The organism is Pseudomonadota bacterium (assembly GCA_036339585.1).
In the GTDB taxonomy this organism is placed as follows: domain Bacteria; phylum Pseudomonadota; class Alphaproteobacteria; order UBA8366; family UBA8366; genus UBA8366.
Map to the genome: position 1 here is coordinate 430,608 of JAYZAS010000004.1, position 14,655 is coordinate 445,262.

Annotated in this window: 15 protein-coding genes and 1 tRNA gene; 5 read left to right on the top strand and 11 right to left on the bottom strand. The window is 45.5% G+C overall.

The features are described 5' to 3' along the window. Positions 1-94: 94 nt before the first annotated feature. Positions 95-1,447, bottom strand: a complete 1,353-nt coding sequence (amt, locus tag VX941_04980) for an ammonium transporter (GenBank protein ID MEE2932762.1) — start codon at positions 1,445-1,447, stop codon at positions 95-97. A gap of 13 nt (positions 1,448-1,460) precedes the next feature. After that, complete coding sequence (locus tag VX941_04985) at positions 1,461-1,799, bottom strand: P-II family nitrogen regulator (GenBank protein ID MEE2932763.1); 339 nt, start codon at positions 1,797-1,799, stop codon at positions 1,461-1,463. Between the two features lie 292 nt (positions 1,800-2,091). Here VX941_04985 and VX941_04990 point away from each other — a divergent pair, with 292 nt between their 5' ends. Continuing rightward, on the top strand, positions 2,092-3,330 hold the full coding sequence (locus tag VX941_04990; GenBank protein ID MEE2932764.1) for a UbiH/UbiF/VisC/COQ6 family ubiquinone biosynthesis hydroxylase: 1,239 nt from the start codon (positions 2,092-2,094) through the stop codon (positions 3,328-3,330). A gap of 34 nt (positions 3,331-3,364) precedes the next feature. Here the strand turns inward: VX941_04990 and VX941_04995 are convergent, their stop codons facing one another. From VX941_04995 to VX941_05015, 5 genes are all read right to left on the bottom strand, one after another. Next, entirely contained in the window at positions 3,365-3,772 is a 408-nt protein-coding gene (locus VX941_04995) for a DUF971 domain-containing protein (protein MEE2932765.1), read from the bottom strand. Continuing rightward, positions 3,772-3,960, bottom strand: coding sequence for a Trm112 family protein (locus tag VX941_05000; GenBank protein MEE2932766.1), 189 nt, complete (start codon positions 3,958-3,960; stop codon positions 3,772-3,774). The genes VX941_04995 and VX941_05000 overlap by 1 nt, the downstream gene beginning before the upstream one ends. An 88-nt stretch (positions 3,961-4,048) precedes the next feature. Further along, positions 4,049-4,705 (bottom strand): LON peptidase substrate-binding domain-containing protein, encoded by a 657-nt coding sequence (locus VX941_05005; GenBank protein MEE2932767.1) that lies wholly within the window; start codon positions 4,703-4,705, stop codon positions 4,049-4,051. Next, the gene (gene trxA, locus VX941_05010; protein MEE2932768.1) at positions 4,702-5,640 is read right to left on the bottom strand and encodes a thioredoxin; all 939 of its coding nucleotides are present in this window, start codon (positions 5,638-5,640) and stop codon (positions 4,702-4,704) included. Before trxA ends, VX941_05005 begins: the two co-directional genes overlap by 4 nt. A gap of 73 nt (positions 5,641-5,713) precedes the next feature. After that, positions 5,714-6,301: a prolyl-tRNA synthetase associated domain-containing protein gene (locus tag VX941_05015; GenBank protein MEE2932769.1), complete on the bottom strand. Its 588-nt coding sequence runs from the start codon at positions 6,299-6,301 to the stop codon at positions 5,714-5,716. 36 nt (positions 6,302-6,337) lie between these two features. On the opposite strand from VX941_05015, the gene VX941_05020 reads away from it, so the two are divergent. From VX941_05020 to VX941_05035, 4 genes are all read left to right on the top strand, one after another. After that, a tRNA-Gly gene (locus VX941_05020) sits at positions 6,338-6,412 on the top strand. 115 nt (positions 6,413-6,527) lie between these two features. Next, positions 6,528-7,205, top strand: coding sequence for a 3-oxoacid CoA-transferase subunit A (locus VX941_05025; protein ID MEE2932770.1), 678 nt, complete (start codon positions 6,528-6,530; stop codon positions 7,203-7,205). Next, on the top strand, positions 7,202-7,885 hold the full coding sequence (locus VX941_05030) for a 3-oxoacid CoA-transferase subunit B (GenBank protein MEE2932771.1): 684 nt from the start codon (positions 7,202-7,204) through the stop codon (positions 7,883-7,885). The genes VX941_05025 and VX941_05030 overlap by 4 nt, the downstream gene beginning before the upstream one ends. 91 nt (positions 7,886-7,976) lie before the next feature. Beyond that, positions 7,977-9,260, top strand: a complete 1,284-nt coding sequence (locus VX941_05035; protein MEE2932772.1) for an MFS transporter — start codon at positions 7,977-7,979, stop codon at positions 9,258-9,260. Here VX941_05035 and purH read toward each other — a convergent pair. The 4 genes from purH to VX941_05055 form a co-directional block, all read right to left on the bottom strand. Next, a complete protein-coding gene (gene purH, locus VX941_05040) occupies positions 9,232-10,809 on the bottom strand; it encodes a bifunctional phosphoribosylaminoimidazolecarboxamide formyltransferase/IMP cyclohydrolase (protein MEE2932773.1) in 1,578 nt (525 codons plus the stop codon). The genes VX941_05035 and purH overlap by 29 nt on opposite strands. A 21-nt stretch (positions 10,810-10,830) precedes the next feature. Then, the gene (locus VX941_05045; protein ID MEE2932774.1) at positions 10,831-12,666 is read right to left on the bottom strand and encodes a nucleoside-diphosphate sugar epimerase/dehydratase; all 1,836 of its coding nucleotides are present in this window, start codon (positions 12,664-12,666) and stop codon (positions 10,831-10,833) included. Positions 12,667-12,762: 96 nt separating this feature from the next. After that, the gene (locus tag VX941_05050) at positions 12,763-13,671 is read right to left on the bottom strand and encodes an NAD-dependent epimerase/dehydratase family protein (protein MEE2932775.1); all 909 of its coding nucleotides are present in this window, start codon (positions 13,669-13,671) and stop codon (positions 12,763-12,765) included. Further along, positions 13,671-14,636 (bottom strand): glycosyltransferase family 4 protein, encoded by a 966-nt coding sequence (locus tag VX941_05055; protein MEE2932776.1) that lies wholly within the window; start codon positions 14,634-14,636, stop codon positions 13,671-13,673. Before VX941_05055 ends, VX941_05050 begins: the two co-directional genes overlap by 1 nt. Positions 14,637-14,655 lie beyond the last annotated feature (19 nt).

The window sequence follows — 14,655 nt, forward strand, 5'->3', positions numbered from 1 at the left end:
TAAGCAATACAAAATCAAAACAGCCACATTCCAGGTGCAAAAAAATGGGGGAAGACTCAGGCTTCCCCCAAAGGTTTTGTAGGTAGTTAGGGATTTATTTCGAACTTTGTCCAAACTCAGGATATGCTTCCATTCCGAGCTCGTCTTTGTCTAATCCAATCATTTCAGCCTCTTCATCAACTCTGATGCCAACTGTAAATTTCAGGATATACCAAGCAATTGCGCTTGTAATGACAACAAACGCACCGATTGACACAATGCCGATGATTTGAGTGCCTAATGATTTATCAGCGTAGAAAATACCCACGGCAAGGGTACCCCAGATGCCAGCTACAAGGTGCGCTGATATTGCTCCCACGACGTCATCTATCTTCAGTTTATCTAACAACGGTACAGAGATAGTTACAATTACGCCGCCAACAGCACCAATTAAACAGGCAATAAGGTGGTTTTGGTATTCAGGGCCGGCAGTAATTGAGACTAAGCCCGCTATAGCCCCGTTCAACGCAAACGTAAGATCTATTTTCTTATATAGAATTTGAGCGGTGATCATAGCAGCTAAGACACCAGCTGCAGCTGCAAGATTGGTGTTAACGTAAATAATGGCAATGGCCGCTGCATCGGCAGCACTACCCAATGCGAGTTGAGAACCTCCGTTAAAACCAAACCATCCAAACCACAAAATGAATGCACCTAACGTTGCTAATGGTAAGTTAGCTCCGGGAATAGGCTGAACTGAACCGTCTTTAGTATATTTTCCTTTTCTAGCGCCCAAAATTATAGCCCCAGTTAAAGCGGCCCACCCCCCTGTAGAGTGAACAAGAGTTGACCCTGCAAAATCGTAGAAGCCCATTGTGGCCAGCCATCCGCCGCCCCAATGCCAAGAAGCTTGTATCGGGTAAATAAAACCAGCTAGGACAACGACAAATATTAAAAATGGCCACACTTTTATGCGCTCAGCGACTGTACCTGAGACTATGGAGGCCGCGGTTGCAACGAAAACCATTTGGAAAAACCAGTCAGACATAACTGAGTAACCACCGACTTCTTTCAATAGTGCGTCGGTTTTTGTCTCGGCTGCTAAATACGCAGCCTCGGCTGGTGAGGTGTTGTATAGAAAGCTAAAGCTACCAATGTAACCGCCTTCCGCAACATCAGTATACATTAAATTGTAACCGATTATGTAGAACATTAGGCCCGCTACCGAGTATAGGGCCATGTTCTTTAAGCAAATGGCAGCAGTATTCTTCGTTCTTACAAGCCCTGACTCCAACATCGCAAACCCGGCTGCCATGAGCATTACAAGAAAGCCGTGAACAAGAAAAGAAAAGGTGTTTAAGACGAAAGCCGTTTCTTCTGAAACAGCTGCATGCGCGGGCATAGAAAGCCCTGCCGTGATTAGTGAAGCTAAGCCCACTGAACGCGTTAGTGTTGCAAATTTTTTCATTTTCTCATCTCCCTTAGAGTGCGTCGGCGTCAGTTTCGCCGGTTCTAATACGTACTGTTTTGATAAGGTCGGAAACAAATATCTTTCCATCACCAATTTTTCCCGTGCTAGCAGCGGCTTGTGCAGCCTCTACGACTGACTCGACTTTGCCTTCTTCGCATGCCACTTCAATCTTTATTTTTGGCAAAAAGTTGACGGCGTATTCTGCTCCTCGGTAAACCTCTGTTTGCCCTTTTTGTCGACCGAAACCCTTAACTTCGCTTACGGTCATCCCTTCTATCCCCAAGCCGGTTAATGCTTCCCGCACTTCATCTAATTTGAACGGCTTAATGATTATCATCACTAATTTCATGTGGCTTGTACTGCTTTTGGCCATAATTGATACCTAACTGTTGAGAGTTTAAGAATTATCCTTCCAAATTGCTTATATCCGAAAAATTTTAATCAAAAATCATGCCGTTCTGCATATTTTAAAAAACATCAATGAAAACATTTGGTTGAGCAGTTTTCTTTCCTACTCTAAAACAGGCGCAAAACTTTATTGAATAAATAGTAATCAGTATGGGCAAACATGATTAAAAATTAGGCAAAAAAATCTCGGTGTGATGCTGGACAGTGAGCAATAAAAAAGTATTTTCATTAACATGAGTAATAGCGGAGACATTTCAGCAGATATCCTCATTGTTGGGGGGGGAATGGTTGGTGCAACCCTTGGCATCACGCTGAGCAAGGCCGGGCTTAAAGTAGTTTTAGCAGACCGTTTGGCAGCTGAAGCTATCGCGGCAAAAAGTTATGACGGCAGAGCATCTGCGATTGCAAATGGCTCCGTGAACATTTTAAAGGGGATTGGGGTTTGGCCACATCTCGAGGCCAATGCGTCTCCCATCTGGGATATTAGGGTGGCTGATGGGCATCCCTTACGCGGCATCTCTCCCTTGTTCCTACACTACGACCACTCGGATGTTGGAGAGTATCCTTTCGGGTATATTATTGAAAATTCCTCGATCCGAGAAGCACTGAGACTTGTTGCATCGGATTGCAAAACCCTGAAGCTGCTCGAGTCGGCAAATGTAGTATCCGTGCAGCGAGGACCATTTGGTGTATTTGCTGAGACCCAGTCGGGGATCCGATTAAATGCTTCTTTACTCATTGCTGCTGATGGACGCGGATCGCAGATCCGTAATGAAGCGGGGATTAAGACTCGCATAAAAATGTATGACCAAAAATCCATTGTCTGCAATGTGCATCATGAGCGAGGTCATGCCGGCACTGCTGTTGAATTATTTCTTCCTGGAGGACCGTTCGCGATGCTCCCAATGACCGAGAATCGGTGTAATGTCGTCTGGACTGAGCGGATAGATCTTGTAGATCATTATATTACACTCCCGGAAGATAGATTTTTGAAAGAACTTAGCCAACGTTTCGGAGGCTGGTTAGGTAAGATTGATTTGGTCAGCCCACGTCATGTGTATCCGCTTGGGATGTTGCATGCCGAACGATACACTGGCCAAAGGTTAGCGCTGGTGGGTGATGCTGCACACGCAATACACCCTATAGCCGGGCAAGGACTGAACTTAGGGCTTCGTGATGTTGCCGCATTAGCCGAACTTATTGTGGACACATCTCGTATTGGCGGTGATGTTGGCTCTAACAACGTCTTAGGTCGGTATGAACGGTGGCGTCGCTTCGATAATTTTGTTCTAATAACTGTAACTGATGGTCTTAATCGCCTTTTTTCAAATAACATAGAAGCCCTGCGTCTCTCTAGGGATATGGGGCTTGCTCTCGTGGATAAGCTGCCTCTGGTAAAGAAATTCCTCATGCGCCATGCAATGGGGCAAGTTGGCAAGTTACCGAGGTTGGTGCGCGGGGACACACTCTAAAACAGGCACGTTGGCTCTAGGGCGTCTCAAACATTTATGGTGATCGGCTAAGACCATTTTCTTTAATTGACTGCAAATAATCCTGCCAAATGGCAGCTTGATCACGACCTAAGCGATAAAGGTTTTCCCAAGTATAAATCCCTGTGTTGTGAAGATCGTCAAAATGGATCCGTATCGCATAACGACCCACTTTTTCAATATTCATCACAGTCACATGTTTTCGACCTGCCACAATCTTTTTCTCACTAGGGTTATGGCCACGAACTTCTGCGGACGGGCTCTCAACCCGGAGTAACTCGGCAGAAAGGCTAAATTTATTGCCATCCTCGAATTCAATATCCATTTGCCGCTTGTTTTTGTTGAGACGAATTTCAACGGGCCAATGTTTGCTGTTAGTGTCTGATTGCATTACGAAGTTCGATGTGTTTTCATTGAACGGCATTAATCAAGAGACCGAGCTTCATCAGCCAACATAATTGGTATTCCGTCTCGAATTGGATAGGCCAACTTGGCTTGTTCACTCACCAATTCTTGTGCCTCATGATCATAGCGTAAGGAACATTTAGTGACGGGACAAACCAATATTTCTAGTAATTTTGGGTCTACGGAAGTTTTATGCTCGTCTGCCATCGTGATACTCCAAATATAAAAGAACCCTAGAAATTATCGATTAGTTTGATAGTTTCCGCTCAAAACGCATATTGTTATTCAAGTATTGCTATTGCCTGTCAAAATTCTCACCTCCTACGCTCATAACGGCCATACTGACCAGCGTTGTTAATACCTTAATTCTTTCGGGAACAGTAATTGCTTCAAGTAAGGCTTGCTTTTCAGGTGGTTCAAAAGGACAAATCATCGCTACGGAAGTTACAAGACGCTCACAAGGTGCTTCCTCAATAGCATCCCAATTTGCATCGATTTTGTTGATAGCGAAATATTTTTTTAATGATTTTAAAAAACCCTCCCTGTCGGGTATGTCATTATTGTTGTCGTCTAGATCGTGGGAGTAAGGACTCCAGTCGGGCTCTACCAAACGACAGCCGTTTTTTGGGGCTAATTCCTGCTTTATATTAAATCGCGCAATTCCCTTTAACGTTATTAGGTACCTTCCGTCTTCTGTTTCCTCAAAGGCTACAATGCGACCGGCGCAGCCAGTATTATAAACCGGGTGATCACCGACAACATTTTCACATGGGCGCGGTTGGATCATGCCTATCATCCGATCTCCACCCATTGCATCTGATGTCATATTTAAATAGCGCGGTTCGAAGATATTAAGAGGCAAAAAGCCACCAGGTAAAAGTAATACGCCAGGTAGTGGAAAAATAGGTATTGTGTCGCCGAGATCTTCAAACCCGGGGTCAAAAACGCTCATGAGAAAAGTATCAAAGATAGTTGTTGGCGACCATCTAACGTCGCTGGATCATCATTACCCAAGGCATCGAACATCTTTAAAAGTTGTTTCCTAGCGGAGTCATCATTCCAACCTCTGTCTCGTTTTATTATATACAGTAAGTGATTTATAGCTCCCTCTTTGTCTCCCTGCGCGAAAAGAGCTAGGGCTAATTCAAACCGTGCTTTGTGATTTCCCGGGTCTTCATAAATTGCCTTTTCTAAGTTTTCTGACTGGTTAGCCGCCTCAGCGCCAGCTCCTGCGAGCTCCAAACTAGCCCGTACTGATTTTATATCAGCATCCCCTTGTTTGTCTGCAGGTACATCAGCAATTAATTTCTTTACAGCATCAACCTTTCCTTCAGCCAACAAACATTTTGCAAGGCCTGCTACCGCCGTTGTATTATCTGATTGTTGTTTTAGAATTTGGTCGTAAAGCGCGCCCGCGTTTTGTGTGTCACCTCCAGCGAAGAGTTCTGCTGCATGGCTCAGCGCTTGTTCCAATGGTGATGGTTCGGCGGCAATACCCATACGTTGGATTACCCGATCAATAAAACTTCGTATCTGGCTCTCAGGCTGCGCCCCTACAAAACCATCGACAGGCTGCCCGTTCACGAACGCAAATACTGCAGGTATTGATTGCACTTGCATCTGTTGCGCTATCTCCGGGCACTTCTCAATGTCAATCTTAACGAGTTTTACAGCTCCATTTTTTTCAAGAACAATTTTTTCTATGATTGGTCCCAGTTGTTTGCAGGGACCACACCATTCAGCCCAAAAATCTACTATTACTGGCGCGTCGCGGCTTGCCGCCATGACGTCTTCCGCAAACTCAGCAGAAGAACTTTCTTTTATAACACTCGGATCGCCGGCAAGATTACCGATCAAGGACTGATTCTCCGGTGTAACATCTTCCATATGCACTATCATCCTTTGCTCTGAGATAACCAAAAACGTTTTTCAGGACACTCACGGTCACAAAACCAACAATTCAACAGTTAGGACGGCTATCCGCACAAGTCAATTGTGTGAAATCAAGGACTATTGGCGAATGATTATAAGCTTTTAAAAATCGGAGTAAATCTTTTGAAGCAATGGCGACAGTCATGTTGTTTCGAAGCGGATGAGCATTAATCTTGCAGTAGTCTAACAAGTTTTTATCGAGCACTACTTTTACGGCTCTTCTTTTGTCATTGATTATTGCAAAAGGAGTAACCGAACCTGGTTCAACACCCAGGTTTTCTTTGAGCGTTGCAGCGTCTCCAAATGAAAGGCTGCCAGTTGCACCTAAAAATCGGCGGAGCGATTTAAGTTCTATTATTTGATTATCAAGTGCAGAAACAAGCCATAGGTTTCTTTTTTTGTCCCTCAGGAAAAGGTTTTTTGTGTGTGCGCCCGGCAGGAAACCCGTCCTCTTCTTTGATTGTTCTACGGTATAAACAGCTGGGTGCTCAAAGCTTTTGTAGTTTATCTGAAGCCTTTTAAAGCAGTTGTATAACTGAATTGAAGTGCAAAACGTCATATTAACCATAAAATCTAACATTGCAGTTTGTGGATCCCTGCGAGCTAGGTCTTGCAAACCGCGTCACCTCACGTATTATCACAGTATATAATTGCGGGCGTAGCTCAGGGGTAGAGCGCAACCTTGCCAAGGTTGAAGTCGTGAGTTCGAATCTCATCGCCCGCTCCAATACCTTGGGAAGTATTTCCGGGCTCGTGGTGCATGTAGGGATAGGTTTCGAGTTCTGCGGGTCGTTTTCAGCAGCAGACAACAATTATCGATGAAGTAAAAAGAACATGCGGGTATGAAGAATAAAAAAAGAGACAATATACCCGCTGCATTAGAGCCTGTGCGTGATGGGGACACCATATTTTTCGGTGGTTTCGGCACAGGGGGGGTGCCCATTGCTTTAATAAGGGGGTTGACGGATAAAAAGCTCTCAAATCTGACCATTGTGTCCAATAATGCTGGTGCCGGTCACAATACTATTGCTACATTACTCGAAAGTGGCTCGGTTAAAAAAGTAATTTGTACATTCCCTTACTCTCGAGGGTCTGTGATTTTTAATGATTTGTACCATTCAGGGAAGATTGAACTAGAGCTTGTCCCGCAGGGAACACTCGCTGAAAGAATGCGGGCGGCGGGGTCCGGGTTGGGCGGGTTTTTAACCCCAACGGGACTTGGGACTGAAATAGCCGAAGGTAAGCCCCATATAGACGTAGATGGAAAAACTTATGTCTTGGAAAAGGCACTTCGTGCCGACATAGCTTTAATAAAGGCTCATAATGTGGATCCTAGGGGGAATCTCACTTATCGGTTGGCTGCGCGCAATTTTAATCCAGTGATGGCTATGGCAGCAGAGCATACAATAGCGCAAGTGAGCGCTGAGGTGCCGCTAGGTGAAATAAATCCAGAAATTGTTCACACTCCCGGCATTTATGTAGACTCTTATGTGATTGATGACGGAGAATATGGCGAATGAAAAATATTCCCTTACCAACAGAACGTTTGTTGAGCAGAGATTCTATTGCAAAGCGGGTGGCAGTTGATCTGCAGCCAGATTGGGTTGTGAACCTCGGAATTGGTATGCCCACACTCACTACGAAATATGTGAAAGCAGAACAAGACATTGTATTTCATAGCGAAAACGGAATTATTGGTATGGGTCCGCCGCCGCCAGTCGAAAGCCAAGACGATGACCTTCGCGACGCGGGAAAGAATTTTTGTACGCTCATTCCTGGTGCAGCATTGGTGCACCATGCGGACTCGTTCTCTCTTGCCCGCGGTGGGCGACTTGACTGTGCGATACTTGGAGCTTTTCAGGTTTCAGCAAATGGAGACCTTGCAAATTGGCGCTTGCCGGGCGATCCAACTGGTAATATCGGGGGTGCCATGGATATTGCTTCTGGAGCAAAGGAAGTTTTTGCAATGATGACTCACGTTAACAAAAATGGGGAGTCAAAATTGACAGAAACGTTAACCTATCCAGCGACCGCGCTCTCTTGCGTCACTCGTGTATTTACCGATATGGCTGTAATATCAGTGACAAAAGATGGATATCTTCTTGAAGAAACAGCGCCCGGCATAAGTGCTGAAGAAGTTCAGTTTCACACCAATGCCAAATTGAAGGTAGCTTCAAATTTACGTGATATAGCCGCCTAGACCAATGCTCTTGAGTAAGCGATGCTCGTACTTTTGAGGCTGTAGGAAATATGTGAGTACAGCACTAGAAGGCATGAGATTAAGAATGTGAATGAGTATGGTGAACCGAAAACTCATTTTGTCTTGGTGTCTTTACGACTGGGCGAACTCCGCATATAGCACAGTTATCGGGACGTTCGTTTTTAGTGTCTATTTTGCACATGAAATTTATGGCGATCCCACTGGTGGGAGCGTTGTGTGGGGTTATACTATTGGAGGTGCGGGTCTAGTAGTTGCATTATTCGCGCCATTTGCTGGTGCTATTGCTGATCATGGAGGTTACCATAAAAGATGGGTAGGTTTAGCGACCGCTATGACCGTTTTTGCTTCAGCTTTATTATTCTTTGCCGAACCCGACGAACGATTCGTCATATTCTCGTTGATATTGGTTGTTATAGCTACAGTAGGTTTTGAATTTGGAACGATTTTTTATAATTCTACCCTGCATCTAGTAGCCCCCAAAGGCCAGCTAGGAAGGATCTCAGGATGGGGTTGGTCACTGGGGTATTTTGGCGGGCTTATATGTCTTTTTGTTGCTTTAGCTACGTTAATAAAACCGGATTTTCCTTGGTTCGGGTTTTCTAAACAGAACGCTGAAAATATTCGGGCAATTGGCTTATTGGTTGCGTTATGGGTTGGTTTGTTTGCTATCCCATTTTTTATCTATATGCCTGTAAATAAAAACGATGGCGCTGGATTAGCAAAAGCGGTTGGGGCTGGTTTGCGGCAATTAAGCAGCGCTGCTCGTAGAATGAAATCAAACCGCCCAATGGTTTTGTTCCTTGTGGCAAGTGCAATCTATCGGGATGGCTTAGCTACGTTATTTGCGATTGGCGGTCTTTACGCTTCTGATGTACATGGAATGACCATTGATCAAATAATGCTATTTGCGATCGCGCTCAATTTTTCAGCCGGGGCCGGAGCTTTTGTTTTCTCATGGGTCGATGATTATGTTGGACCTCAGAAAACGGTGCTAATTGGTCTTGCTGGATTGTTGGTTTTCGGTATCGCCATTTTATTAATGGACAGTAAGGCCATGTTTATTGCCTTTTCCATCGGTCTCGGAATATTTGTGGGACCAGTACAGGCAGCCAGCAGGTCGCTCGCTGCCAAGCTCTCGGAGAAAGACAAAGAAGCCGAAATGTTCGGATTTTACGCGTTAAGTGGAAAATCGGTAGCTTTCTTAGGACCCTTCTTCTACGCCGCGTCTACGGATGCATTCGAAAGCCAACGTGCGGGGCTTGTGACCATTTTGCTAGCATGGGCATTAGGGGGCTTGATCTTAGCTTGTGTGCGGCCCAAAACCATCAATGGCGGAAATGTCGTATCCCGGTGAATACCATTGCAATGCCGGCTTTGTCCGCGGCATCGATAACTTCTTGGTCACGTATTGAGCCGCCTGGCTGTATCACTGCGGTAGCGCCCGCGTTGATTGCTGCAATTAAGCCATCTGCAAAAGGAAAGAAAGCGTCCGATGCTACAACAGAGCCTTTTGTGCGCGGTTGCTCTTCCTGGGCCTTTTCTGCGGCCTCTTTTGACTTAAGTGCTGCAATGCGGGATGAATCGACCCGGCTCATCTGTCCCACACCCATTCCCACAGTTGCGCCATTTTTAGCATAAATGATCGCGTTTGATTTGACATGCTTACAGACTGTGAAGGCAAATTGAAGGTCTTCTAATTGTTGGGAACTTGGCTGGTTTTGCGTCACGACTTTCAAGTCAGATCTGTTCACTCGGACGTTGTCGCGCGACATCGCAAGATAACCACCAGCAATGCTTTTTAATTCCTGCCCCGGAGCTGCGGGATCAGCCATACCGCCTGTTATCAAGACTCGTAAATTTTTTTTGTTTGATAGAATTTTCAGGGCTTTGGCATCTGCTTCCGGTGCTATTACGACTTCAGCAAACAGCTTTGCAATTTGGTCGGCAGTATTTTCTAAAATAATATCGTTTAGTGCTATGATCCCTCCAAAAGCACTGACTGGATCGCATGTTAAAGCTTTTAAATATGCTTCACTTAGGTTGTCTCCAATAGCAACGCCGCATGGATTGGCATGTTTAATTATTGCACACGCAGGCTTTACAAACTCTGAAACTAATTCAAATGCGGCGTTTGTATCATTGAGGTTATTGTAGCTAAGTTCTTTACCTTGAATTTGCTGGGCTGTGGCTGCCCCAGGTCTCGGTACTCCGCCTGCGTATAGGGCTGCCTCCTGATGAGGGTTTTCCCCATAACGCAGCTTCTTCTGAAGCTTTCCTATGTTGAAAAGCTGTTTAGGAAAAATTTCACCCTGAGTATTTGAAAACCAACCTGCAATCATGCTGTCATAGGAAGCAGTGTGTGCATACGCCGCTGCAGCTAGCTCGCGGCGCAATTCTAGCGTAGTTGCCCCTTGATTATTACTAAGAACCTCTTGAACTTTGGCGTATTGGCAAGGGTCGGTGACTACAGTCACTGAGGCGTGGTTCTTGGCGGCTGCCCGTATAAGTGTTGGGCCACCAATATCAATGTTTTCAATGCATTCCTCGAACGGTGAACCCTTGGCGACTGTTGCCTCAAAGGGGTAAAGGTTCACTACTACCAGGTCTATTGGTGTGATTTCATGCTTTTTCATCTGAGACTGGTGGTCATCAAGATCGCGGCGTCCCAGAATACCACCATGAATCTTTGGGTGTAATGTTTTGACGCGACCATCAAGAATTTCCGGAAAACCCGTATGTTGGGCTACCTCTGTAACCTTGATGCCGGCTTTAGCCATAATGACAGCTGATCCGCCGGTTGATAAAACCTCAACACCAGCACTTTCTAAATAGCGCGCAAATTTAATTAATTCTGTCTTATCAGAGACAGAGATTAATGCGCGAGAAACCGGCATTTCATTCATTCATTTGTCCTCATAAACGGTTCATTTTTTAGCGAAGGGTTTGTATTCTGGCACTAGCTCAGCGAGATGCCGTAAAGTGACAGATAAATTGCCGGCTTGAGCAGATGTTATCATTATCATGAAGTTTTCTTTGAGGTAGTTCAAATCTCGGACTTTTGGCGCAGCGAGAAATAGTCCCGGGCTCTGAGTAGGAACTAGATCTTCGGAGACATGAAGTAGTTCCTCATGCAATTTTTCCCCTGGGCGAAGACCGATGATATCGATTTTCACATCTTTACCGGGTTTTTGGCCAGAAAGACGTATTATTTGTTCCGCCAAATCATAAATTTTTACAGGTGCACCCATATCTAGGACGAAGATTTTACCACCGGCTTCTGAGTCCTCCGATCCCTTTGCGGATGCCTGTAAAACAAGCTCCACAGCTTCCCCTTTGGTCATAAAGTACCTTGTGATATCTTTGTGAGTGACGGTAAGAGGGCCACCTTTCGCTAGTTGATTTTGAAAGAGAGGCACAACCGAACCAGTGGAACCCAACACATTTCCAAATCGGACTGTGACGTAGCGGGTTCCATCGCTTGGTCGTTCGGCAACATCAAGTGACTGGCAATAGCACTCTGCAAGGCGTTTTGTGGCCCCCATAACGTTGGTAGGATTAACTGCTTTGTCAGTGGAGATTTGCACCATAACGGCAACTTTTGCTTGTTGACAGGCATCAGCCACGATCTGACTACCGATTGTATTGGTCAAAATTCCTTCTAACGGGTTTGCTTCAACCATTGGCACATGCTTTAGCGCTGCGGCATGAAACACCAGTTCCGGTTTGAGCTGAGAGATAAGATTTTCCATCCTTTTTCGATCACGTACACTTCCCAGAACGGCTTTTCGGGACAGCTCTTTATGGCGATTGCTAAGTTCCATGTCGATTTGGTAAAGATTATACTCCGCATTATCTAGGAGTGTAATATGTGCAGGATTGTGATCTGAGATCTGGCGCACAAGCTCTTTACCAATTGTGCCACCTGCACCGGTGATCAAAATTTTTTTACCTGCCACAAGTTTCTTAATTGCATCTCTGTCCAAGACAGCTTGTGGTCGTCCTAGGAGGTCTGTAATATCAATTGGCCTTGTCTCGGCAGTATTTTCAAGGTCCGTTTTAAGTTCGGTGAGGAGAGGCAGCCGCGCCATCGTAATCCCATGTTGTTCGGCGATCCCTAACATTTCGCGCACGGTTTCACCGGCTAGATCACGATTTGTCAGGATGATGCGTTGCAGACCGACATTTGAATATTCTCTTAATACTTTATCCAATCCAGTGAGTTCAGCTATTATAGGCACCCCATGTATTTCCCGGCCAACTCTACCATTGTCTTGGTCAATCACACCAATTATGTGATATACAGAGTTTGGGTCACGCGCTTGTTCACGAATAAAAGTCTCGGCATTATCACCGGCACCAATCAATAGAACCGAAACTCGGCGGTGGGAAATTTTACCTACTATATTGCCCAAGTGGCGGTCTTTTATCGATCGATAACAAAACCGGGGTCCCCCAAGCAACGCCATGAGTATAAACCATTGTATCAGCGGGGCCGAGCGCGGTATTCCCTCCAGGCGTGTCAAAACAAATAGAATGGAGAAGAAGATCAGTATAGCGAAAGTCACGGCTTTAGTGATTGTTAAGAGGTCATTGATTGAGGCGTAACGCCAAATTCCCCGATACATTTTAGAAAAAATAAAAGCACTTACAGCGGTGATTGAGAAGCCAGCATTAGCAACAGCAATTTCTGAATTCATGATCAGCGGGAACTCATCACCAAGGCGCAAATAAAGTGCCAATGGAAAGGATATTGTTGCCATGGCGGTGTCGTGCACAAGAGCGATGCGAGAACGGTTAAATCGTGGAAATAAAATCATAGAGAATCTTAATAGCGATGGTAGCGGTTTGTTACAAGGCTACTGATTTTCGCTCTCCTTATTTTTCCGCCACCACGCCACAGTTTCGGCTATTCCTTCTTTAAAGCTATACGGTGGATGCCAGTCTGGGATTTTGCCGTCAACAGTAAGAGATTCAATTAGACGATGGGTTAGCTCTGCCTTCCCTGTTATATATCCTGCGATCCTTAGCAATACAATTGGGGCTGCGAATAATCTAGCTGGACGACCCAGAGCGGCAGCGAGTGTTCTAATCAGGGTCTCAGTTGAGACGGCTTCCTTGTCACTCGGCAGATAAATGCCTGGAGGCGCATCAAGGGCGACGCGGATAGCGTCCGCGAGATTACCAACATATAATAAACTCCTAGCATTATTAATATTTGCAAGCGGGAGAGGAAGGCCAGCCTCCACAATCCGTATCAATTTTTGAAAATTTCCTCGCACATATGGACCGTATACCAAAGGAGGGCGAATGATCGTGGTACACATGTTTTTGATCTTTTGGAGAAGAAACTGTTCAGCAGCGGCTTTTGAGCGGCTATAGGGATCGCTTGGGTTGAACATTGCTTCGCCGTCGAATGGGCGATCGTTCTTATCGCCAAGCACTTTAACTGTGCTTATGAAAATAAATTTTTTTACTCCTATTAAATCGGCTTGCTGCGCCAAATTTATTGTTGCATTGTAGTTAGCTCGGAAGTGGGATTCGGTTACGTTAGGGTCATCACCCTTTTCACCCAACCTGTGTACTCTAGCTGCAAGGTGCACAACTGCGTCGATACCGTTTAAGTGTTGGCGCCAGTCTAGGTCCAGTTCGAGATCACCAATTTCACGGCGGCCCACACCTTTCACATTCCAACCTGCATTTTCAAGGACCGGTGTCAAATGCCGACCAACGAAACCGCCGGCCCCAGTTACTAAAACATTCCTCATCACTTAACCATCCACATCATTAAACTGACGGTTAGAGTTATTGCAGCTGTAATTGATAAAAATGGCTGTCCAAAAGAGAGATGAGCAAGCCCAACAAGGATAAGCCCCAAAATAGCTACAGCAGTCGTAACTTCTGCGTGCGATTTCCCGGTACTTACTGCTTGTTGATAAAAATGCTCTTTGTGAGCATGCCAGATTGGCTCGAGCCTTAATAATCGGCGGCAAAGCGTGATTGTTGAATCCAGGAGAAAATAAAGTGGAAGGATTAGCGCTACCTGCCACGCCCCTCTCATCGCAACCAACAAGAGAAGCCCCCCTAGTATATAACCCAGAGGAATGCTGCCAACATCGCCAAGGAACAACTTTGCCGGTGGCCAATTCGACTTCAGGAAACCAGTTGCTACACCGAGAATACTGAGTGATAACCAAGGCTCTGGTGCAATTGAGGGGGAGGTAACACTCAAAATCGTGAGCCCGAAGGAAATGATCATTGTCTCGATTGAGGCAATCCCATCTATACCGTCCATAAAATTGAAGAGGTTAATAAACCAGACCCAGACAAAAGCTGCCAATACGCGATCTAGCCATTTTGGGGCTAAGCCTTGTAATAGGTATCCTTCATTGTCGAGGAAGAAGAGTCCCAGTATTACGGCAGCAAACTGAGCCGATAAACGAACTATAATCTTCACAGTCTTCAAATCGTCGATCCACGATACGATAGCTAGCAATAAGGCTCCAACCAAGAGCGCTGCAGCGATGGGTGAATTCAAGGCTGGTACTGACCAGCATATCGCTATAACTGCCATTACCGCGATACCCCCGCCTCTAGGAGTGGGTTGCTGATGGCTACTTCTTCGATTGGGCAAGTCTAAGATCGAACGGCGCTTGAGTTCATTCAGCACCAATTTGGTGATAGCGATGCTAGCCGCTATCGACGATATGAAGGCGGGGAAAAGCCATTCCATAACTTCCTTATAACCTCAT

Bases quoted from the DNA above. Each gene is read 5' to 3' on its own strand.
- amt (MEE2932762.1), bottom strand. From the start codon at position 1,447: ATGAAAAAATTTGCAACACTAACGCGTTCAGTGGGCTTAGCTTCACTA.
- VX941_04985 (MEE2932763.1), bottom strand. From the start codon at position 1,799: ATGAAATTAGTGATGATAATCATTAAGCCGTTCAAATTAGATGAAGTG.
- VX941_04990 (MEE2932764.1), top strand. From the start codon at position 2,092: ATGAGTAATAGCGGAGACATTTCAGCAGATATCCTCATTGTTGGGGGG.
- VX941_04995 (MEE2932765.1), bottom strand. From the start codon at position 3,772: ATGCCGTTCAATGAAAACACATCGAACTTCGTAATGCAATCAGACACT.
- VX941_05000 (MEE2932766.1), bottom strand. From the start codon at position 3,960: ATGGCAGACGAGCATAAAACTTCCGTAGACCCAAAATTACTAGAAATA.
- VX941_05005 (MEE2932767.1), bottom strand. From the start codon at position 4,705: ATGAGCGTTTTTGACCCCGGGTTTGAAGATCTCGGCGACACAATACCT.
- trxA (MEE2932768.1), bottom strand. From the start codon at position 5,640: ATGGAAGATGTTACACCGGAGAATCAGTCCTTGATCGGTAATCTTGCC.
- VX941_05025 (MEE2932770.1), top strand. From the start codon at position 6,528: ATGAAGAATAAAAAAAGAGACAATATACCCGCTGCATTAGAGCCTGTG.
- VX941_05030 (MEE2932771.1), top strand. From the start codon at position 7,202: ATGAAAAATATTCCCTTACCAACAGAACGTTTGTTGAGCAGAGATTCT.
- VX941_05035 (MEE2932772.1), top strand. From the start codon at position 7,977: ATGAGTATGGTGAACCGAAAACTCATTTTGTCTTGGTGTCTTTACGAC.
- purH (MEE2932773.1), bottom strand. From the start codon at position 10,809: ATGAATGAAATGCCGGTTTCTCGCGCATTAATCTCTGTCTCTGATAAG.
- VX941_05045 (MEE2932774.1), bottom strand. From the start codon at position 12,666: ATGGCAACAATATCCTTTCCATTGGCACTTTATTTGCGCCTTGGTGAT.
- VX941_05050 (MEE2932775.1), bottom strand. From the start codon at position 13,671: ATGAGGAATGTTTTAGTAACTGGGGCCGGCGGTTTCGTTGGTCGGCAT.
- VX941_05055 (MEE2932776.1), bottom strand. From the start codon at position 14,636: ATGGAATGGCTTTTCCCCGCCTTCATATCGTCGATAGCGGCTAGCATC.